At 40.4% G+C, this 21,962-nt stretch carries 15 protein-coding genes; 13 read left to right on the top strand and 2 right to left on the bottom strand.

What is annotated here, in order from left to right; all coding sequences use genetic code 11:
* Window positions 1-41 precede the first annotated feature (41 nt).
* Window positions 42-725, top strand: a complete 684-nt coding sequence (locus ACO1QW_RS19965; RefSeq protein ID WP_486261151.1) for a hypothetical protein — start codon at window positions 42-44, stop codon at window positions 723-725.
* Window positions 726-774: 49 nt separating this feature from the next.
* On the opposite strand, the gene ACO1QW_RS19960 is transcribed toward ACO1QW_RS19965, so the two are convergent.
* Complete coding sequence (locus ACO1QW_RS19960; protein WP_486261150.1) at window positions 775-1,077, bottom strand: hypothetical protein; 303 nt, start codon at window positions 1,075-1,077, stop codon at window positions 775-777.
* 195 nt (window positions 1,078-1,272) lie between these two features.
* On the opposite strand from ACO1QW_RS19960, the gene ACO1QW_RS19955 reads away from it, so the two are divergent.
* The 11 genes from ACO1QW_RS19955 to ACO1QW_RS19905 all read left to right on the top strand — a co-directional run bounded on the left by ACO1QW_RS19955 (window position 1,273) and on the right by ACO1QW_RS19905 (window position 18,553).
* Complete coding sequence (locus tag ACO1QW_RS19955) at window positions 1,273-1,701, top strand: putative signal transducing protein (protein WP_486261149.1); 429 nt, start codon at window positions 1,273-1,275, stop codon at window positions 1,699-1,701.
* A gap of 59 nt (window positions 1,702-1,760) precedes the next feature.
* Complete coding sequence (locus tag ACO1QW_RS19950; RefSeq protein ID WP_486261148.1) at window positions 1,761-2,585, top strand: sterol desaturase family protein; 825 nt, start codon at window positions 1,761-1,763, stop codon at window positions 2,583-2,585.
* 288 nt (window positions 2,586-2,873) lie between these two features.
* Window positions 2,874-3,272 carry a PadR family transcriptional regulator gene (locus tag ACO1QW_RS19945; RefSeq protein WP_486261147.1) on the top strand — a complete coding sequence of 133 codons (399 nt, stop codon included), beginning with the start codon at window positions 2,874-2,876 and terminating at the stop codon, window positions 3,270-3,272.
* 19 nt (window positions 3,273-3,291) lie between these two features.
* On the top strand, window positions 3,292-5,517 hold the full coding sequence (locus ACO1QW_RS19940) for a PspC domain-containing protein (RefSeq protein WP_486261146.1): 2,226 nt from the start codon (window positions 3,292-3,294) through the stop codon (window positions 5,515-5,517).
* 105 nt (window positions 5,518-5,622) lie between these two features.
* Window positions 5,623-6,093, top strand: coding sequence for a nuclear transport factor 2 family protein (locus tag ACO1QW_RS19935; RefSeq protein ID WP_486261145.1), 471 nt, complete (start codon window positions 5,623-5,625; stop codon window positions 6,091-6,093).
* Between the two features lie 325 nt (window positions 6,094-6,418).
* Window positions 6,419-7,504, top strand: a complete 1,086-nt coding sequence (gene gcvT / locus ACO1QW_RS19930; protein WP_486261144.1) for a glycine cleavage system aminomethyltransferase GcvT — start codon at window positions 6,419-6,421, stop codon at window positions 7,502-7,504.
* A 78-nt stretch (window positions 7,505-7,582) separates the two neighbouring features.
* Window positions 7,583-8,053: an SRPBCC family protein gene (locus ACO1QW_RS19925; RefSeq protein WP_486261143.1), complete on the top strand. Its 471-nt coding sequence runs from the start codon at window positions 7,583-7,585 to the stop codon at window positions 8,051-8,053.
* Between the two features lie 93 nt (window positions 8,054-8,146).
* Window positions 8,147-10,231: a matrixin family metalloprotease gene (locus tag ACO1QW_RS19920; RefSeq protein ID WP_486261142.1), complete on the top strand. Its 2,085-nt coding sequence runs from the start codon at window positions 8,147-8,149 to the stop codon at window positions 10,229-10,231.
* Between the two features lie 67 nt (window positions 10,232-10,298).
* On the top strand, window positions 10,299-11,030 hold the full coding sequence (locus ACO1QW_RS19915) for a 2-phosphosulfolactate phosphatase (RefSeq protein WP_486261141.1): 732 nt from the start codon (window positions 10,299-10,301) through the stop codon (window positions 11,028-11,030).
* 291 nt (window positions 11,031-11,321) lie between these two features.
* Complete coding sequence (locus tag ACO1QW_RS19910) at window positions 11,322-15,080, top strand: DEAD/DEAH box helicase (protein ID WP_486261140.1); 3,759 nt, start codon at window positions 11,322-11,324, stop codon at window positions 15,078-15,080.
* 140 nt (window positions 15,081-15,220) lie between these two features.
* A complete protein-coding gene (locus tag ACO1QW_RS19905; RefSeq protein WP_486261139.1) occupies window positions 15,221-18,553 on the top strand; it encodes a S41 family peptidase in 3,333 nt (1,110 codons plus the stop codon).
* A gap of 369 nt (window positions 18,554-18,922) precedes the next feature.
* Here ACO1QW_RS19905 and ACO1QW_RS19900 read toward each other — a convergent pair whose 3' ends face one another.
* Window positions 18,923-19,468, bottom strand: a complete 546-nt coding sequence (locus ACO1QW_RS19900; protein WP_486261138.1) for a DUF4240 domain-containing protein — start codon at window positions 19,466-19,468, stop codon at window positions 18,923-18,925.
* A gap of 302 nt (window positions 19,469-19,770) precedes the next feature.
* Here ACO1QW_RS19900 and ACO1QW_RS19895 point away from each other — a divergent pair, with 302 nt between their 5' ends.
* A complete protein-coding gene (locus ACO1QW_RS19895) occupies window positions 19,771-21,951 on the top strand; it encodes a TonB-dependent receptor (protein ID WP_486261137.1) in 2,181 nt (726 codons plus the stop codon).
* Window positions 21,952-21,962: the final 11 nt, after the last annotated feature.

Genomic DNA, 21,962 nt, shown 5'->3' with positions numbered 1-21,962 from the left:
AACCAGCAAATATCTTGCGCTACAAATAACAAAACCCCATTATGCAAAATCTTGTAAAGCACTGTTCCACTTTTGTATTATCATTTATTTTTTGCATCAATTTCGTTTTTGCCCAGGATGATTTTGGAAAAGGCATTGGCATTCAGGTAGCGATCGCCGTGCAAAATGCCACATTCAGCGGAGAAGATTTTGGCGAGGTAAATATGGGCCGACAAGGATTTTATGTGCAGCTCAGCAGGCAGTCATATATTGGTCGTAACAACCTCGGGTTTCATTCGTACAAAACAATTGGTTTGGCGCTTCGTTCAAACAACATCAATATTAAAGAAGGGCAATACTCAGGAACACAGCTTAAAATATCTTCGGTTGAATTACCTGTAACTGTGGGCGGTTATGGACGTTTTTTTGGTGTATTGCCGCTTGGTATCAATGTGGGAGGTTATCTCGCCGTGCCTTTACAATATAAAGGCACTATCAAAAAAACAGGTGCAGTTGATTACGAGTTCGGCAATAAGTATGAAAAGCCTTTGGGTTATGCGGGCTTGTTGGGGAATATCAGTTTAAATTTTACTGTAAAGAAAATGGGAGTGATCCGTTTACTTGCGGGTGGACATATTGGTTTAATCCCGGCTATTCGTTCTGCGCCGGAAGGAAGTGAACCGCCGTACAAAACTCCGTTACCCCGAAGTTTTCAAATTGGTGCTGAAATAGTTTTAGGAAAATAATTGATGATGTTTTTTAATCACTTGATCCCGCTAGTAAAGGCGGGATTTTTTATTTTACTGGAATATTGTTTGCTTGAAATGTAGCGATGATTCGATTCAATTTTTCTTCTGAAAAGGAATCATCATTGCGATCAACGGTGAAGACTTTTCTTGTCCCTTTTGTTATTTTTAGAAAGTCTTTTTGTTGTTTAACAGTTAACCCATCAAACGAAGTTTTTACTTTTCGAAGATCTGAAAAATAGCCTTTCGAATAAAAGTGCAGCTCTTTTTTTTCTTCATCAAATCTTACCTCTTCAAGTTTGTCTAATTGCAGTAAGCCGATCACGTTAGCTAAAACAAGGACAGTATACACGATATAGCCTGTTATTCTCTTCTCTTCATCTGAATAGAAATAAAGGACAACAGAAATAATTAAAAGAAATACAAGTGCGGAATTAACGATAAAAAGAACTTCCTGTTTGTTAGCGGTTCATCCGTAGTAAATATGATCATGGTTAATATTTATCACTCTCAAAATAATCAATCTTTTTCATTGTATTTTTAAACGATGAGCTACATTCTTCTTAACACATACAATAACTACATCGATGCAAATCTTCACCTGCTGCAGTTGGAGGAAGAAGGATTGAACTGTTGGTTGAAAGATGAAAACACCGTTACCATCGATCCATTGTTGACCAATGCCATTGGCGGCATAAAACTGATGGTGCACGAAACGCAGCACGAAAGGGCGAAAGAGTTATTACGAACAATCATAAATAAAGCAAAAGAAAACCGGGCTTGCCCTTACTGCGGTTCTCTGAACGTAGAATACATTGTAAGTAATCGAAAAGCCTCAAACTGGCTAAGTGCCATTTTCACCTACCTCGTTGGCGGCTATCCTCTGGCGGGTGAACAAGCCTATCATTGTTTTAGTTGCGGAAAAGAATTTGAAGAGGTAAAAGATCAAACTTCTGAGACAGGGACCAATGATTAACAAACAATTTTTTCGCATCCGTTTTCTCCTTCGTACCTTATGGCTGAAATACCTCTGCCATGTGGACCCAGATCCTCGAATACTTTCAAACACTTGAACATCGTCCGCTCGAACGGATGGCCATCCTTGTAGGAGGCTTATTATTATTCTGGATCATTGAAGGAGCCATTCCTCTTTTTCAACTGCAGTACAAACGAAACAAGCTTCGCCATGCAGGTGTCAATTTTGTTTTCACAGTCATTCATTTGATCATACACACTTTTCTTGCCATCCTCATTATTAAACTAAGCGACTGGTGTGCGGCAACAGAATTTGGCTTGGTCTATTGGACAAATGCCAATGTTCTCGTAACAATTCTTATCGGCATTCTTGCACTTGATTTCAGCAGCTGGCTGGTGCATTTAGTCATGCACAAAGTGCCAGTGCTGTGGCGCTTTCATTTGGTGCATCATAGCGATACCAATGTGGATGTTACCACCGGTCTGCGTCATCACCCGGGAGATAGTTTATTAAGAGGCATGTTTTTTCTCTTGCTTATTTTTATTTCAGGTGCACCAATGTATAGCGTCATGATCTATCAAACACTGGTGGTATTGGCTACGGCCTTCACCCATGCCAACATCAGCCTTCCCACAAAACTTGATAAAGCATTGAGCTGGTTCCTTATTTCACCGAATATGCACAAAGTGCATCATCACTGGAAACAACCTTATACCGACACTAATTACGGAGCTGTGTTCTCCATCTGGGACCGTTTACTGGGAACTTTCTCCAGCCTCGATACAAAGGATATTAAATATGGTCTCGATCGTTACTATCCTGCCGATAAAGACGAAAATGTGATGAAACTCATGGCAAAGCCATTCAAAAAGCTGGAAGAGTAGCCTTAAATACGACCATTTTCTCCGATTTCTTCTGATTTTTCAAAGAAATTCTATTTTTCTTCGAAATTTATTTATTTATTAAATAGCTGTTTTTCAACAGTTTAGTTTTTGCATGCTATCATTATCTGCCAGCTACTAAAAAAAAGATGGTACTTTGTGTTGCATAGTACTGAAATTTCACTTAGTTTTGTTTTGTCAATGTAATTAAGCTGTGTATAAGAGCGATTAAGGATGAGCTCTCCAAAATCGAAACACTTTTACACATCAACAAAACAAACTCCTCAGGTTATGAATATCGAGAACACACAAAGCCAGATGCGCAAGGGAGTCCTGGAGTTTTGCATTCTCTCCGTTATCCAACGGGGCGAAGTGTACCCCAGTGATATTATTGAGGAAATGAAAAAGGCAAACCTTAACATCCTCGAAGGAACCCTGTATCCACTACTTACCCGATTGAAGAACGCCGACCTGCTTACCTACCGATGGGTAGAAAGTAGCAGTGGACCTCCCCGTAAATATTTTGCACTAACAGACAAAGGAGCCACCTTTTACAAAGAGCTGGAACAAACCTGGAACGAAATGTCCAGCTCGGTTGAAGCCGTAACCAAGAAGAACGGCCGTGCTAATGCGGTAGTTACTGGCGAAAGCGTTCAGGTTCATCCTCCATCTGCTGAAAGCCCACTTTAACCATTAAACTGTTATTAAAATGAAAAAGGTAATCAATATAAATTTCAAAGGCCGGGTGATACCCATTGAAGAATCGGCTTTTGAGCAATTGCAGAAATACACCGAAAGCCTGCGCCGCTACTTCGCTAATGAAGAAGGACGTGATGAGATCATCAATGATATTGAAGATCGTATTGCTGAATTGTTCAACGAAGAACTAAAGAAAGGCGCAACCTGCATTACCGATGAAAATGTTGCAACTATTTGCAGCAGCATGGGCAGCATTGAAGATTTTGAGCAGATGGATAGTGAAACTGGCGCAACTAATTCTTCTAATTACAGTTCAACCTCATCATCTACTTCATCAACAGCGTACACAGCAGCGGATGAGCCTCGTGGAAGTCTTGGCCGTAACGCCAACGATAAAATTCTAGGTGGTGTGTGTAGCGGTTTGGCTCATTATTTAAAGATCGATCCTACAGTAGTTCGTATTCTCTTTGCGCTGATCACTTTTGGTGGTTTTGGTACAGGCGTACTTATCTACATTGTACTTTGGGCGGTATTACCGTTGAAAGATCTTAAATCAAACATCCGCAAGCGTTTGTTTCGCAACCCCGATGATAAAGTCCTCGGTGGTGTTGCAAGCGGTTTAGCTAACTATTTTAATATACCGGTATGGGTACCACGTGTGGTATTCTGCTTACCATTAATCCTTAGCATCATCTCTGTTATTTTCCGTAACGCCATGTTCGATTTTGATTTTGAACCGAACATCATTTTCGGCGGCTTTGGCGGTACTCTGTTTGTGATTTATGTTATCCTTTGGATCGTATTGCCTATGGCAAGCAGTGCAACAGATAAATTGCAGATGCGTGGTGAAAAAATTGATGTGAACAGTATTAAAAATGCTGTGCAGGAAGATTTGGCCGGAGGCGGAACTATTAAAGAAAGAGCTGCACAAATGGGCGAAGAATTAAAGGAAGGAGCACAACGTGTAAGTGCAACTATTTCAGAAGGGGCAAAACAAATGGGCTCTGAACTTGGTACAAAAAGCAAAGCCTTTGCAGTTGAAGCAAAACCCATCGTGCGCAGCACAACAAGCGGTATTGGTCACGCCATTGGTGTATTGTTCAAAGCATTCTTCTTATTTGTTGCAGGAACTATTGCCTTTGTGTTGCTGATGTTATTAATAGGTGCCGTTATTGGCGGTGTTGCTGCCTTTCCATTCAAAGGATTCTTTTTAGAAGGCACATGGCAAAATATTGCTGCGTGGGGCACGCTACTCTTGTTCTTACTTGTACCTGTAGTTGCATTGTTAACCTGGGTTATCCGTAAGATCATTGGTACAAAAAGCCGCAACCCTTATTTAGGTTACACCTTTGGCTTCCTTTGGTTTGTTGGATTGATTTGCTTCATCACACTTATTTCTTCATTCTTCAACAACTTCCGTGTTTCAGCTCAAGAGCAGCAAACAGTTGAAATAGCTCAACCTGTTTCAGGTAAAATGGTTGTGAAAGTTCCAACAGCAAAAGTAAAAGTGTATGGACGTGGATTTGGTATGGATGAAGTGTTTAGCATGGATGGCGATAGTTTATACATCAACAACATTCGTCTTCGCATCGTAAAGAGTACCGACAGTCTTTATCATGTGCGATATGATAAACGTAGTTCAGGTGCATCAAGAGATAAAGCACTTACAAATGCACAATCAATTAAATATAGTGTGAATTTTAAAGACAGTGTGCTTTCACTCGACAAAGGTTTCACCGTTAGTGAAGAATCAAAATTCCGCAACCAACGTGTTGTTGTTACAATAGAGGTTCCGGTAGGAAAGAGAATTTACATCGACAGAAGTGTTGATCGTTTAGAGTGGCACAACATTACGTTTAATGGTCGTGGTGGCGATTGGGAGTGGGAAGATGATAACAGGTGGAGCCACTCAGGTTGGAACGATACAAACGTGGAATACTTAATGACAGAAGAAGGCCTGGAGCGTGTTGATGGCAAAGATAAAATTGAAAAGGTTGAACGTGAAGAAGACAATATCGAAAGCGAACTTGAGCGTATCGAACGTGAAAAGAAAGAATTACAGGAGCGTGAAGAGAAGTTGAAGAACCAGAAAAAAGAGAATGACAGTTTACGCTACCGTTACAGCCCCGATACAATTAAAGCTCCGGCAACACCGTCAAAACAAATTGTTGAACGAATAGTAACACCTAACAATGAATCAGTGATCATTCAGCCAATGACCATTAACGCATTGTAACCTCGGTTAAAGTTGGAACAGCCAACGGCCCCGAAGTTTTGTAAAAAACGGAGGGGCTTTTTTTCAGACGCACAAAATCATCATCATTACCATTAACCCTTTTTTATGCGACTACTTCGTTTCATCACGCTCTTTTTAATTGCTGTTCTAATTTTCGGTGCAGCACATGCACAGCAGGCCAATCAAAAACACCAGGATAAAGAATTATTTGCATTTGTGCTTAAACTCGACAGCAGCTGGTTTTCACACTTTAACAAAGACATTGATTCATTTAGCAGTTATCTTGATACCAGCCTGGAGTTTTACCATGATAAAGGCGGGCTTAGTTCTTATGCTGATAATGTTGCTGCGTTCAAACGAATGAAAACTGCCACACCGGACCTTACAAGGGAACTACTGCCAGAGACGATGGAAGTATACGTTATTCCAAATTATGGTATTGTGCAGATCGCACAACACAGGTTCTGTCATAAAGAAAATGGAAAGATGGATTGCGGTGTATTTAAATTCATTCACACCTGGAAAAAAACAGACAAGGGCTGGAAGGTGACACGTATCATCAGCGTAGATCATTAAAAGCCCTGTTAGCAATTACCTTATCATCATTGTTGCAAGAGGTTTTCCTGTTGCATCAATACATACTCCTTATCATGATGTCAAGAATTAAAAAGATCAGCGAAACCATTTTTATTTGTCTCTTTATAGTAGCAATAATTTATGGCATTCTCTGGATGCTGGGTTACTTACGTTGATCTCAAAAAAAGGAATTTAAGAAGGAGCCAATGGCTCCTTTTTTGTTTTATTATACATTCAACCGTTTGCGCATAACCTCAGTTTTTAAAAGTTTTCTGTTGTCAATCTATTGCTTCCTTTATTTTTGTGCCCACTATACATGAGAAAAATGAAATCAACTCCCTTCACACAGAAACATATCGCTCTTGGTGCAAAAATGGCTGAATTTGCCGGTTACAATATGCCCATCTCTTATACCGGTATTAATGATGAACATGCTGCTGTGCGTAATAACGCAGGAGTGTTTGATGTAAGCCATATGGGTGAGTTTATATTGAAAGGTGAAGGAGCGTTGGATCTTATTCAACGGGTTACCAGTAATGATGCTTCAAAATTAACAGCAGGAAAAGCACAGTACAGTTGTTTACCAAATGCACAAGGCGGCATTGTTGATGATCTGCTTGTGTATTGCATTGAAGAAAATAAAGTGTACATGCTGGTAGTAAATGCAAGTAATATTGAAAAAGATTGGAACTGGATACAACAGTTTAACAGCAGCAATGTTGAGATGCACAATATCAGCGATAAAACATGTTTGCTGGCGATACAAGGACCTAACGCCACCAAAATTCTGCAACCCCTTACTGATATTGATATTCTGAACATGAAATACTACACTTTCGCAAAAGGTGTTTTTGCCGGTGTGGAAAATGTTTTGATTAGTGCAACGGGCTATACCGGTGCAGGTGGTGTTGAAATTTATTTTGAAGATAGTAACGGTGCTGCTGAAAAAATCTGGGATGCCATTTTTGAAGCAGGCAAAGCATCAGGCATTAAACCAATTGGTCTTGGTGCAAGAGATACACTGCGTTTAGAAAAAGGTTTTTGTTTGTACGGCAATGATATTGATGATACCACTTCGCCATTAGAAGGCGGGCTAGGTTGGATCACAAAATTCAGCAAAGAGTTTACAGTGAAAGATATTTTAGAAAAACAAAAAGCCGATGGCGTAAAGCGTAAACTGGTAGGTTTTGAAATGATCGATCGTGGTATTCCCCGTCATGATTATAAGATCAAAGATGCTGATGGTAATGAAATTGGTAAAGTAACAAGTGGTACGCAATCACCTTCCATGCAAAAAGCAATCGGTCTTGGTTATGTTGCAACAGCCCACGCAAACTTTGATACAGAGATATACGTGGAAGTAAGAGATAAACTGCTGAAAGCAAAAGTGGTGAAAATTCCTTTCCTGTAAAGGCTTCCAGATAACGTAAGGCATTATTCTTGCTGTTAATAAGCGGTCGAATCAACCAAAACTGATCATCAATATTCTATGCCATCCATTCACGTTACCACATTTATTGCTGCGCCCATTGATCGTGTGTTTGATCTAAGCAGGCACATTGGTTTGCATAAAATTTCGCAACAGGATAATAACGAGGAAGCTGTTGGCGGTGTTACTTCGGGTCTTATCAACCAAGGTGAATCTGTTACATGGAAAGCGAAGCACTTGTTTAAAACAAGGTTCATGACAGTGAAGATTAATGAAATGAAAAGTCCCGACTACTTTGAAGACATTATGGAGAAAGGCGATTTTATTTCTTATACTCACAAGCATCATTTCAAAGAGGTGAACAACGGCACCATCATGATCGACAAAATTGACTTTGAAGCTCCTTATGGTTCGGTTGGAAAAATCTTCAGTCGTATTTATCTCAGCAATTATATGAAACTACTCATCGAGAAACGAAACAATACGATTCGTGAGTATGCGGAAAGCACGAAATGGCAGGCATTATTATAATTTAAGTGTTTCCCTCCCGTGGATATTTTGTGCAAATAACCTTTATTGGTTATACTTGTAACATAAATCGTATCCCTGATGAAACCAGCAAGAATGCGCCTATTGCTTATTGCTTTATCCTTCGCTAATTTTTTTTCACCAGTATTTTCGCAGTGTTTAATGCTGCCTGTTTCTTTACAGGAAAGAGTATCATCGTCTGATGTAGTAATCAGTGGAGTAGTGAGTGAAAAAGAAAGCTTTATTGATTCAGCCAATATGCAGGTTTATACCATTAACAAAATAACGGTGATTGCCTGGCTAAAAAACCAGCGGTCATTACCAACAGTGTATGTTATTACTGAAGGTGGTGTTTATCAAAATCGCTCAACCGTTGTTTATCCTTCACTGCAATTACAACAGAACATGCAGTATGTTTTGTTTCTTAAAACAGCAACAAGCAAAAAAGAAAGCAATCAATTAAGGAAGAGAAATCCGCAGGCTTTACAAACCATACCATATGCAGGCGCACAGGGTGCAATTATTCAACAACAAAACTTGTTTGTTGATGCAGTGAAGAATGAAAGGATGACAGAAACAGAATTACTCGGCCGCATTAAACAGATAAGCAAAACAGATGCAGTAACTCCCGAAGGAAAAAAATATAATCCTGCACTTGTAACCTCTATTGCCAACAGAACAATGGCGATCACTTCTTTTTCTCCAGGCACATCAAGAGCGGGAACTGTTGTGGCCGGCGACCAAATTACCATAAATGGAAGCGGGTTTGGAGCAGCACCAGGCGATGTATACTTCAGTAATGCCGATGATGGAGGTGCTACATTCATCTCTTCATCACAAACAAGCGATATTATTTCATGGAGCGATAACAGTATTACGGTAAAAGTTCCATCAGGTGCTGGTACTGGCCCAATTAATATTAATGGCAGCAGCACATCCTCTTCTAATTTAAATGTTCAGTACAGCCACATCGATATCAACAATAATTTCTCGGGCTTTGCTTCAGCTACACGTCAGCGTTATTACCTCCGCAATCTCGATGGTATTGGTGGTTATACTTTTCAATTCAATACAAGCTTTGCCGCCAATACCGATGCTGTTGCGTCCTTTAACCGGGCATTGATAAGCTGGCGTTGTGCCACAGGCGTTGGCTTTCGTGCAAGTGGTACAACATCTGTAGCCGCTTCCGCTAACGATGGTGTTAATGCTGTTTACCTCAGCTCTTCACTTCCTTCCGGTACACTGGGTGTGTGTACCAGCAATTTTAGTGCGGCCGCAAATGCAGGTTGCAACCAAGCCAATACTGTATGGTGGCTTGCAGATATGGATATTCAATTCCGTGATGTACCTGTTACCGGCTTTACCTGGAATTTTGCAGCAACTTCACCTTCGGGCAGTGAGTTTGATTTTGAATCGGTGGCGCTTCATGAACTTGGTCATGCACACGGTTTGGGTCATGTAATTGCACCCGGCAGCGTGATGCATTATGCTATAGCAAATGGAGCTGTTTCAAGAACCTTGTCGAGTAATGATATTGCAGCTGGCGCCGATAAAATTTCCTATTGTGATGATGCCACATGTTTCAATCCTCCGAACTCAGGTACTGAAATGCAAACAGTTGCTTCTGGCAGTTGTGTAACCTTACCCATCACGCTCGGCGAGTTAAAAGCCAAACGAATGAACAGCGGATTGGTGCAATTAGATTGGAATACAATACAGGAGTTAAATAACGATGGATTTGTCGTTGAGCGTGGTGAAACAACTCAAAGTTTTCAGCGCATTGGTTTTATAAAAGGCAAAGAATTTTCACTTCAACCACAGACCTATAATTTTGCTGATAACAATGCCGGCCCTTACGGTTGGTACTATCGTTTAATTCAAAAGGATCTCGATAATCACCAGGTGAGTTCGTCTATTGTATTTGTAAAGGGTGAAGAAAGTAAACAATGGAAAGTATGGAGCAATGAAGATGGCAACAACCTTTCGTTATATAATAAAGAATCTCAAAACAGAACAGCCCAGTTCCTGTTGTACGATGCAATGGGACAGCTCATCTTCAAAACAACAGTAACAAACGGTAAAGCACAGTTTTCTTTTTCTTATTTACGCAAAGGCTACTACAGTTATCGTGTTATTGATGCGGATCAAACAATTTCAGGAAAACTCGTACTTGGCCATTAAAACATTCGCAAATAACAATCTTATCTGAAAGGGCAGCATTCACTGCTCTTTCTTATTTTTGCCGCCCATGGCAAATAATAAACCCACGCTCTATACCTGTCTCTCACCTGCATTATTACATCTATATGAACTGCGTAATGCAGTAGTAGTGATCATTGATGTATTTCGTGCAACGTCCACCATTGCTTCTGCATTACACAATGGAGCACAATGTGTAATTCCTGTTGATGAAGTAGCGAAAGCAATTGCTCTTAGCAAAAACATCCAGGGAAGCATTGCTGCCGGCGAACGTGATGGACAAATTGCTGAAGGCTTGCAACATGGCAATTCGCCTCTTGAATACGGTCGTGATTTTATTGAGAACAGAACGTTGGTGCTAACCACAACAAATGGAACACGTTTGTTGCAGATGGCATTGGATAATGAAGCGGATACAATCATCACAGGTTCGTTTCCCAACCTAAGTGCAGTGTGCGATTTCCTTATCAAACAAAATAAAAATGTGGTACTTGGTTGTGCCGGCTGGAAAGACCGTTACAATTTAGAAGATACATTATTTGCCGGTGCAGTTATCAGCCGCATTAAAGACAACTTCACTATTCATTGCGATAGCTCACTTACTGCAGAATTGCAATACCAGCAAGTAAAAGATGACCTGCATGGCTTTGCGCCAAAGCTTACGCATTATCATCGTTTGGTTGACCGTTTTGGTTTAATTGAAGACATTCGTTTTTGTATGACACCCGATGTAGCTAACGTGCTGCCATTGTACAACGAAGGTATGTTGATGAAAGGATAAGAAATCAACAGGCAACTATCAAATGGGTCTGGGGTATTCGTGTTAATCAGCGACTCTCTTTCTTCTCTTTTTTTATAATTCGTGTTTCCTGTTTCGCAAAAACAAAACCTGTAAAGATAAGCAGCTTTTCCTGTTCAGCAATCAGATGGCTGCTGTTGATATTTCTTTCCTTTTTTAACGGGAAATGTGCATTTAAAGCCTTTACTTTTGCAGATTACCCTTTTCTGAACGACCCCGTTTTTTCACGAAAGGCGAAACTGAATCGTATTCTGAAATTGTAAATTAATTCGCTTGGCTTTACCACATTTGTTGAAGTTCGCTTATAATCACGGTACCGAAGAAGTGATCCGTAGAGGAAAAAAAATTCATGCTATTGGTTTTGCTGAACTGGTAGAGCATGATGAACTTATGGGCACGGTTGTTTTTCGTGTACGTGATGATTCTTACTCTACTTTTTACAAAGTGTATATACAGAAGTACAAAGATGCTAACGCCATGAATGTGCGTTGCAGCTGCCCGTACAATCTGGGTGATATTTGCCGGCACGAAGTGGCTTCTTTGTTTCAACTACAGGATCTCATCGATAAAAATATCCTTGGGGTTAAAGATCTGCAATACGATCAGCGCCATACGGTGGTGAAGATGAAAAATATTGAGCTCAAAACCATCCGTACACTCACAGCAGCTGCTGCTTTAGATGATGCCGAAGTTTTTTTACGTAGCAAAAAAGCATCTATTCTCTCCGCAAAAGATGAATGTGTAAAAGCAGAATTGCAAATGAATGGTGAAACCTGGCCGGTTACTATTCAGAAAAACGATGAGCGTAATTTCGATACTTCCTGCACTTGTGGCGAAAATGCACATGCTATTTGTGAACATAAGGCCATTGTGTTTATTCAACTCCTGAATGCACACGGCCCAATGTATTTCGACAGTATCAGGAATATGGATAAAGAAAAAGGAAAACTGTTGGGTATTTATGGTTATTCCCTGAACGACAATTGGCAGGAAAAATTTGAATTCATTTATAAAGACGGGAAACCTTTTCTACGTGTACTGGATCCGGCAGTAAAACGTGTTGAACCATCTACTTTAAAAAAACCAGAACCTGTTGCAGCTGTTGCTGTAAGTACTGAAGCGGAAACAGAAGTTGAAACAGCTGAAGAAATAAAACAAACCGTACGACTTGGCGTTGTGCTCAACAATAACACAAAACAATTTCCTTACTTCAGTATTGAGGTGGTGAAAGGCGAAGTGGATGATGATGGTGCCGAGTTCACTGGTACAGTTGAAAAATTAGATGTCAGCAAGTTTATTGAAACAGACGATCTTTCTGAAAATGATAAACTGTTGTTACAATTGCTGCGCAGGTTACAGCCGGCTGAAATCAGCAAATTTGTAAATCGCAATTCTCCTTTCTCCGGTATTTGGGAAAACATTATTCATCATGAAGAAGATGATCTTCCTGAAGATACAAAAACATTAATGCTGGAGTATTTATTACCCCGCATTCAAAAGTTATTTGCAGAAACAAATTCTCCGGTGTTGTTGTTACCGAAAGGAAAAGAATTCAAAACAAAAAATCTTGTTCCCATTTCCACCACAGGCACATTCCTGAAACCATTCTTTGAATTAAAGCAACAAAAGAATAAATGGGAGTGGAGTTGCAAAGTGAAGATCAACAGTGTGGCAATGGATGTGCATGAAAATGACTGGAACAGTCCGCTCATTTTTCTATTCAATAACGAAGCACGCACATGGGAGAAACAGGAAGATGCACAATTGGTGATTGATTTTGCATCAAACAAAAACAGGTTGATCAGCAACGGTGATCTTTCTACGTTTCTTGAAAAAGAAGCCTTGAAAATTGCACGTGATTATCATGTGGAGTTCGACCAGGCATTGATCAAAGAAGTAAAATCGGGAGAGCCTGATATTACGTTGCAATTGCAGGAACGTGGTGATTATTTGGTGATGCTGCCAACATTCAGCTACAAAGGATATAAAGTAAGACCGACCGATAAAGATGAAATTATTCTTCCCGGTGATGAAGGATTGATTATTGTAAGCCGCAACCGTGAAAAAGAAAATGAGTTTATTGAAAAGGTTGAGAAACTTCATTCTCAATTTATAAAACCCGAAGGTGGTGCACAGCTCGCATTGAAAGGCGCCGAAGTATTAAAGAACAACTGGTTCTTTTTGTTTGTAGATGCCATGAAGGAAATGAAAGTACCGGTTGAAGGTTGGGAAGTACTGAAGAATTTCCGTTTCAATACAGCGAAACCAAAAACTGAAATTTACATCAGCAATGGTGTTGATTGGTTTGATGCGAAAGTGAAAGTGGTATTTGGCGATCAGAGTGTAAGCATTGCAGAAGTGAAAAAAGCATTGGCCAATAAACAATCACTTGTGCAATTGCAGGATGGAACATTGGGTGTGTTGCCCGAAGAATGGATCAAGCGTTACTCCATGCTTTTCCGTGTTGGGGAAAACAAACAAGATCAGCTTCGTTTATCAAAATATCATATCAGTGTTATCGATGAACTATATGAAAACAGGAATGAAGAAGAGTTAATGATTCAGCTCGAAGAAAAGTATGAGCGGCTGCGTGAATTCAAGCATATTCAAAAAGTTGATCCGCCTGCACACCTGCAACCTATTCTTCGTCCTTACCAGGAAAGTGGTTTTCACTGGCTCAACTTTTTAAGTGAAGTTGGCTGGGGCGGAATACTTGCTGATGATATGGGTTTGGGTAAAACAATACAGGCACTTTCATTTTTACAACATACGCATACAAAAAATGGAAAACTGAAAGCATTGGTGGCTTGTCCCACAACGCTGATGTATAACTGGGAAAATGAGATCAAAAAGTTTACACCAACACTCACCTATCATATCCACCACGGTGCACAACGCAACCGGGATAAAGCATTTTTTGATCAGTTCAATGTAGTGATCACAACTTATGGTACACTCCGAAGCGATATTAAATTATTAAGTGAACAGGCTTTTGATTGCGTAGTGCTCGATGAAAGCCAGGCCATCAAAAACCCGAATAGTAAAGTTGCAAAGGCAGCATGCTTGCTGAAAAGCAGACATCGTTTGTGTATGAGTGGTACGCCGTTGCAGAATAACACGTTTGATATTTATGCTCAAATGAACTTCCTCAACCCGGGTATGCTCGGTACGGTTGAACATTTCCGTAACGATTTTGCAACACCTATTGATAAGTTTGGTGAGAAGGAACAGAAAGATCATTTACGCAAGTTGTTGTTTCCGTTTATTCTCCGCCGTACAAAAGAACAGGTAGCAAAAGATCTTCCGGAAAAAACAGAAAGCATTTTGTATTGCGAAATGGAAACTGAGCAACGCAAAATTTATGATGCATACAGAAACGAATACCGTTCAAAAATTCTTGGCACCATTGAAGAGGTGGGTATTGGTCAATCGCAATTAACCATCTTACAAGGGTTGATGAAGTTGAGACAGATCTGTGATTCTCCATTCATTTTAAATGAAGCAGAGAAGTTGCCGAATCATTCAATTAAACTTGATGAGTTGGTACGTGAGCTTGAAGAGAACATGGGTAACCACAAAGCTTTGGTGTTCTCACAGTTCCTTGGTATGCTTGCATTGATCAAAGAAAAACTCGAAGAGTTGAATATTCCGTTTGTGTATTTTGATGGTAGTACATCAGCTGCTGATCGTGAAAAAGCAGTACAGGATTTCCAGAACAATGAAGAGACAAGAGTATTCCTTATTTCATTAAAAGCCGGTGGTGTGGGTTTGAACTTAACTGCCGCTGACTATGTGTACATTGTTGATCCGTGGTGGAACCCTGCTGTAGAACAACAAGCTATTGATCGTACACACCGTATTGGTCAAACCAATAACATCTTTGCATATCGAATGATCTGTAAGGATACCATTGAAGATAAGATATTACAACTGCAGGAACGCAAGCGTTCTCTTGCCCGTGATTTGATTGCCGATGATAATGGATTTGTGAAGAGCCTGAGCAGGGAAGATGTGGAGTATTTGTTCAGTTAGAAATTTTGCCACGAAGACGCAAAAACACGAAGGAAGTACAAAACTGTACTTCCTTTTTTATTGCTTAGTCTTATTTGCTTTCACGATTTTTTGCACTTATATTTATTACCGTCTCTTCAATTCACATCAAATTTCATTTCATGATTTACTTGAAATCCAAAAGCAGTGTTGCGTTGGTAAAACAACAACGCTTTACACTCTTCGTATGCGTGTTGTTACTATCGGTACAAACACTTCATGCACAAAGCACCCGGCTCTTACGTCAGCCAGCAGTTAGTGCCACACAAATTGCATTTATCTACGGCGCTGATCTGTGGGTGGCCGATCTCAACGGCCAGAATGTATTACGTTTAACCAGCACGCCTGCAGTAGAAACCGATCCGCATTTTTCTCCCGATGGAAAATGGATTGCCTTTACAAGCAACCGCAGCGGAAGCCAGGCGGTGTACACGGTATCAGCCAAAGGTGGTGAAGCAACAAGACTTACATGGCACCCATCAGCTTCAGCTGCACGTGGCTGGAGCAACGACGGTAAACAGGTATTATATTCATCCGAACGGGAAACAGCACCAACTTCCTATATGCGTTTATGGAGTGTGCCTGTTGCAGGCGGACCATCAACATTGCTGGCTAAACAATGGGGTTTCGATGGTAGTTATTCAGCAGATGGAAAACGTATGGTCATCGATAAAATGGATCGCTGGGATGTAGAATGGCGGGCCTATCGTGGTGGACAAAACACGCCACTCATAATTCTCAACCTTACTGATTTCAGTGAAACACTATTGCCCAACGAACGCAGTACCGATCTGCAACCTTTGTGGCTTGGCGATAAAATTTATTTCATGAGCGATCGCAATGGCGGCGTTTCAAATATCTGGAGTTATACCCCGGGAGCAGGCACACTTGCACAGTTGACTAAGTTTACTGGTGCCGATGTAAAATGGTTAAGCGGCTATGGCTCTACGTTAGTGTATGAACGAGAGGGCTGGTTGCACCGCATGGATCTAAACGGCAGTAATAATAAACAGATCGATATAACTGTTGTCGGCGACTTTCCATGGGCAACGCCTCGTTGGGAAAATGTGGGTCGCCGAATTTCATGGGCTTCGCTTTCACCAACCGGCAAGCGTGCAATTGTAGAAGCAAGAGGTGAAATTTTTACAGCACCTGCGGAAAATGGTGATGTACGAAACATCACACAAAGCTCTGGTACTGCTGATCGTGTTCCTCTCTGGTCACCATTGGGCAACGAACTGGCGTGGTTTTCAGATGCGGGAGGAAAAGGCTATGCATTAATCATTACATCACAGGATGGCATGGGCAAAAACCGCAGCATTTCCATTGGTGAATCAAAAATGGCATGGGAACCAACCTGGAGTCCTGATGGAAAGTTCATTGCATTTGCAGATGATGATGTACGGGTTCGTATAATAGAACTTGCTACCGGTACTGTTACAACCGCCGACGTTGGTGGTATGAACCTTGAACGTGGCGGAATGGGATTAACATGGAGCCCTGATGGGCAATGGCTTGCTTACTGCAAAACCAGCAGCAATATGTTGCGGAACATCAGCGTGTATAATGTAAAAAACAAAACCATAAAATTACTCACCAATAATTTTGCAGATGCGTTTTGCCCGGCGTGGGATAAAGACAACAAACATCTTTATTTTCTTGCAAGTACAGAAGTGGCATTAGGTAGTGGTTGGGCCAATACCAGTTCTCAAAATGCACGACCAGAATACGAAGCCTATGTGATCAATTTGCGTAAGAGCGATCAATCACCCTTTAAACCAACAAGTGATGAAGAAGAAGTGAAGCCCGAGCCAAAACCGGAAGTAAAAACAGAAGCAAAACCGGAAGAAAACGGAAAAGAGAAACCGAAGGAAGAAACGAAACCAGCAACCGAGAAACCAAAAGATGATAAAGGAGTAGTAATTGATTTTGATGGAATCGATCGTCGTACTATTCCATTGCCCATTCCCAAACGAAATTACTTTGATGTGATTGCAGGACCTGCAGGTACTGTTTTCATCAATGAGCGCATCGCTAACCGCCCTTCTGTATTGCACAAGTTTACATTGGAATCAAAAGAAGCGAAGGAGTTTTTAACCGGCGCTAACGGCGTTTCTGTTTCTAATGATGGAAAGAAAATGCTGGCAAGTGTAATGGGTACCTGGAAAGTGATCAACACAGGTGGACCAAATGGAAACGACGGAAAAAATTTAAAGACCGATCTGCGCATGCAACTGGATCGTGGTGAAGAATGGAAACAAATGTTTGAAGAAGCGTGGCGTTATGAGCGTGATTATTTCTACGATCCCAATATGCATGGTCGCAACTGGAATGAAGTGTATCAACGTTATGCTCCACTTATTCCTTACATCAAACACAGGGCAGATCTTACTTACATTCTCGACCAGGTAAATGGCGAATTGAGTGTGGGACATAGTTTTGTTTTTGGTGGTGATTTTCCTGAAGTGGATGCTCCAAGTGTTGGATTACTAGGCGCCGATCTTGTTGCTGAAAACGGTCGTTGGAAAATTGCACGCATCCATACTACTGAAAGCTGGAACCCCGGCTTAAGCAGTCCGCTTGATCGTCCGGGAATAAATATTCAAAACGGTCATTACCTCGTTGGTATCAATGGAAAAGAGTTAACAGCAAACGATGATCCTTATAAAATGTTGGATGGAACAGCCGATGTGCAAACGTTATTACACATCAACAATAAACCAACGTTTGAAGGTAGCTGGAAAGAAATTGTAAAACCATTGCGTAATGAAAATGCATTGCGTCAACGTGTGTGGGTAGAGGATAACCGCAGGTTAGTAGATAGTTTATCGGGTGGTAAACTTGCTTATGTGTGGGTGCCTAACACCGGTGGTGGCGGCTTTGTCAGTTTCAACCGTTACTATTTTGCACAGCAGGATAAACTGGGTGCAGTGATAGATGAGCGTTTTAACGGCGGTGGCTTGTTAGATGATTATATGGTTGATTTGATGACACGTACAATCCGTGCATCACTCACCAACGAAGTGCCGAATGGCAAGCCCATGAAATTACCAGCGGGTATTCTTGGTCCCAAAGTTTTGTTGATCAATGAACAGGCTGGTTCAGGTGGTGATTTCTTCCCATGGGTATTCCGTCAGCAGAAAGCAGGTTTGCTCATTGGTGCACGCACCTGGGGTGGATTGGTGAAATCATCCGTGCATTATTCATTGGTAGATGGTGGCGCTCTAACGGCGCCGGATAATGCAGTGTTCGATCCCATCAACAGAAAGTGGGTAGCAGAAAATGAAGGTGTGCCACCGGATATTGAAGTGCGACAGGATGCAAAAGCATTACAGGATGGTCGTGATCCGCAACTCGAGCGTGCTGTAAAAGAATTGATGGAGCAGTTGAAGAAACTGCCGGCGATGGAGATAAAGCCACCGGCTTATTCAACTCCTGTGAAACCAAAGAACTAATTATTTCAATTATTAAGAAACGCCTGCCGAGTGGCAGGCGTTTTTGTTTTTGGTGTTGGTGTGTATCGTAAGCAATGTACTGTGATTAGTGTTGTCAATTTCGGTTGGTGAGGACACCAACCGATAAATAAATAATGAAAATTAAAATTGTAAAGAATGGTCGAAGCATTGAGCAAATATTACGCACAACGGGCAGGGCTTTATGCAGGTTGGGAATTAGTTTTCCGTCCGCCGACAACCGCTGCTGATAGAAAATATAAAGTTGAGTTTTATTCGTCCTGCCCGAACCACAGCCTGGATTTTCAATTGGCTGATGTTTGCAGGTCATGCCCAACTTGCATAAAACCCAATGTTGTATGTAGCCATTTGTCACCAAGCTAATAATGCAAGTTCTGGATACCGAAGGAATGCTTCACCTTCCTTAAACATTTGTCCACCATCTGCATATTCAATGTCTTGTCTTTGGGGAATCTCAAGTCCAGTTTTTTGGTGATATGCTTCGTAAGCACAATAAGCAATGCCTTCATAGTTTTCAATTAATTCTTTCACACCAACAAATAGCAACAGTCTAGGATATTTAATTGTCCAATAAAATTTGTTCTTCCCTTGTGCAATTAGCCACGAACGAAAATATTCAAAAGCATCGTCAGAACAACCGCCGTTTAGGGAGTAAGCTGGTTCCCACAATCTAAAACTGTATGACTTTGCCATAAGTAAAGTAAAGGTTCTGTCAAACTGAATAATTTCCTTTCCACTTAAACCACTTAGATAGTCTGTCAGCAATTGACATTGGATTTGATAATTATTCTTACTCTTATCCTTTGTCATTTTTACTATCTGACAAAAAGATTCTTCTGGCATTAGGTTGTCAACAGTTGAATTATCTGTCAAGAGTTTACCTGAATAAGTTGGCAAGTCAAATACTTTTCGGAATAGCAGTCGAATTAGGACAATGATTATTAAGATTGTAAAAATTATGTAGAGTACTTGCATTGAAGGTTATGGTTACACACAACACAAATATATATGATATAAGATGCTGACTGTTTAAAATTTCCGAATTGAAAACCAATAATTTAACGTTATACTTTTTGTATTGTTGTTAGTACAATCCAATTTTATTCATTCGACATTTTTTATCTAATTACTACTTATTCCCTGCATTTCGCCGCTTACTTTACTGCACCTTATCTTCGCAGCAAATTTTCATCAACTTTATGCAAGTCTTCAGATTGCTTTTCTTCCTTTCTATTCTTTTGTTGTCGTCTTTCTCCGTTAATGCCCAGCATAATTTAAAAGCGCTGGTAAAAAATGAAAGTGATCAGCCACTTGCAGCAGCAACAGCGATTATTAAGCAATTGAACAAGTCTGCTGTTGCAGATAGTAATGGCGTGGTATTAATAAAAAATCTTCCTGCTGCTGTTTATGAAGTAATGTTTTCGCATGTAGGTTATGAAAGCAAAACCGTTTCTGTTCAGTTGCCGATGAGTGGTGATAATATACTTATTGTTGTACTTGAAGAAAAGGATCATGAAGAGGAAGAAGAGATCATCATCACTTCCACCAGAACCAGCAGGTATATTGCTAATATTCCCACTCGTATTGAAACCATCTCCGGTGAAGAGCTTGAAGAAAAAGGAAATATGAAGCCGGGTGATATTCGCATGATGCTGAATGAAAGCACCGGTATACAAACACAGCAAACTTCTGCTACATCTTATAACTCCAGCATACGCATACAAGGTCTTGATGGAAAGTACACGCAATTGCTGCGTGATGGTTTTCCGTTGTACTCCGGTTTTTCAGGCGGACTTGGTCTATTACAAATTGTTCCGCTTGATCTGAAGCAAGTGGAAGTGATCAAAGGCGCATCCTCTACTTTGTATGGAGGCGGTGCTATTGCAGGTTTGGTGAATCTTGTTTCAAGAACACCCGGTGAAGAACGTCAGCTCAACTTTTTATTAAACGGAACTTCTGCACTGGGTTTAGATGCAAGTGGTTTCTATTCGCAGAAGTTTAAGAAAGTTGGTACCACTTTGTTTGCTTCATTCAATTTAGGAACGGCTTATGATCCTGCTGACATTGGTTTAACAGCCATTCCAAAATTCAGACGATATACAATCAATCCTAAATTGTTTTTCTATTTAAATGAACGCAGCACGCTTCATTTAGGTGTAAATGGAACCATTGAAGACAGGATCGGTGGTGATCTGAATTATATAAAAGACCCTGCCGCAAACAGCAATCTTTATTTCGAAGAAAATAAAACAATACGTATCAGCACCCAGGCTGGTTATGATTACAACATCAATCCGCAATCGAAATTTTCATTAAAGAACAGTGTAAGTTTTTACGATCGCAGTATTGCGGTTCCTGGGTTTCAGTTTGCCGGTTTACAAACTGCATCTTTCAGCGAAGCAAGTTATCGTCATGAAAATGAAAAACTGGAGTGGATCACCGGTATGAATTTGTGGACCGATCAGTTTACACAAAATAAACCTGCAGCTGGTTCTAAAGTAAATTATGCACACACTACTGTTGGCTTGTTTGTGCAAAACACATGGAACGCAACCGAACAATTTATTTTGGAAACAGGTTTGCGTGGAGATTATCAAAATCAATATGGTTTTTTTGCATTGCCAAGAATTTCTGCGTTGTTTAAATTCACTCCACAATTCTCCCTGCGTGTTGGTGGCGGTCTTGGTTACAAAACGCCCACAGTGTTTACTGAAGATGCTGAGCGTATCCATTTTCGTAATGTAATGCCTATTGATGTGGCAAATACAAAAGCTGAAGAATCGATTGGCGGTAATCTTGATCTCAATTACAAAACAAAACTTGGTGAAGAAGTTGAATTATCTGTCAACACACTTTTCTTTTACACCAAAGTAAATAACCCGTTGGTGCTTGTTCGTGATGTGAATAGTGTCTATCGTTTTCAACAACCCAATGGTTTTATTGATACAAAGGGAATCGAAGCAAATGTGAAAATATCGTATGCCGATTTTAAATTGTTCGTAGGTTATACATTGGCTGATGTGCAGCAACGATATAACGGAAACAGTACGACATTTCCTTTGGTTGCAAAACATAGGTTGAATAATGTATTGATGTACGAGATCGAAGAAAAATTAAAGCTGGGTTTAGAAGCTTATTATTTCAGCAAACAGCTATTGAATGATGGTGCCACTGGTAAGCCTTACTGGATCTGTGGTTTTATGGCAGAAAAACTTTGGGAACGTTTTTCCGTCTTTATCAATTTCGAAAACCTCTTAAATACAAGACAAACAAAATTTGACACGATCTATACCGGTTCCATCAACAACCCAACCTTCCGTGATATTTATGCACCTGTTGATGGGTTTGTTGTAAATGGCGGTATCAAGATCAAATTATAACTTATTAAATA

Source organism: Lacibacter sp., from assembly GCF_057361365.1.
The sequence above is the reverse complement of the archived record's forward strand: the minus strand, read 5'-3'. Positions and strand labels throughout refer to the sequence as shown.

Excerpts from the sequence above, each read along its gene's own strand:
- ACO1QW_RS19965 (WP_486261151.1), top strand. The coding sequence starts at position 42 with ATGCAAAATCTTGTAAAGCACTGTTCCACTTTTGTATTATCATTTATT.
- ACO1QW_RS19955 (WP_486261149.1), top strand. The coding sequence starts at position 1,273 with ATGAGCTACATTCTTCTTAACACATACAATAACTACATCGATGCAAAT.
- ACO1QW_RS19950 (WP_486261148.1), top strand. The coding sequence starts at position 1,761 with ATGTGGACCCAGATCCTCGAATACTTTCAAACACTTGAACATCGTCCG.
- ACO1QW_RS19945 (WP_486261147.1), top strand. The coding sequence starts at position 2,874 with ATGAATATCGAGAACACACAAAGCCAGATGCGCAAGGGAGTCCTGGAG.
- ACO1QW_RS19940 (WP_486261146.1), top strand. The coding sequence starts at position 3,292 with ATGAAAAAGGTAATCAATATAAATTTCAAAGGCCGGGTGATACCCATT.
- ACO1QW_RS19935 (WP_486261145.1), top strand. The coding sequence starts at position 5,623 with ATGCGACTACTTCGTTTCATCACGCTCTTTTTAATTGCTGTTCTAATT.
- gcvT (WP_486261144.1), top strand. The coding sequence starts at position 6,419 with ATGAAATCAACTCCCTTCACACAGAAACATATCGCTCTTGGTGCAAAA.
- ACO1QW_RS19925 (WP_486261143.1), top strand. The coding sequence starts at position 7,583 with ATGCCATCCATTCACGTTACCACATTTATTGCTGCGCCCATTGATCGT.
- ACO1QW_RS19920 (WP_486261142.1), top strand. The coding sequence starts at position 8,147 with ATGCGCCTATTGCTTATTGCTTTATCCTTCGCTAATTTTTTTTCACCA.
- ACO1QW_RS19915 (WP_486261141.1), top strand. The coding sequence starts at position 10,299 with ATGGCAAATAATAAACCCACGCTCTATACCTGTCTCTCACCTGCATTA.
- ACO1QW_RS19905 (WP_486261139.1), top strand. The coding sequence starts at position 15,221 with ATGATTTACTTGAAATCCAAAAGCAGTGTTGCGTTGGTAAAACAACAA.
- ACO1QW_RS19895 (WP_486261137.1), top strand. The coding sequence starts at position 19,771 with ATGCAAGTCTTCAGATTGCTTTTCTTCCTTTCTATTCTTTTGTTGTCG.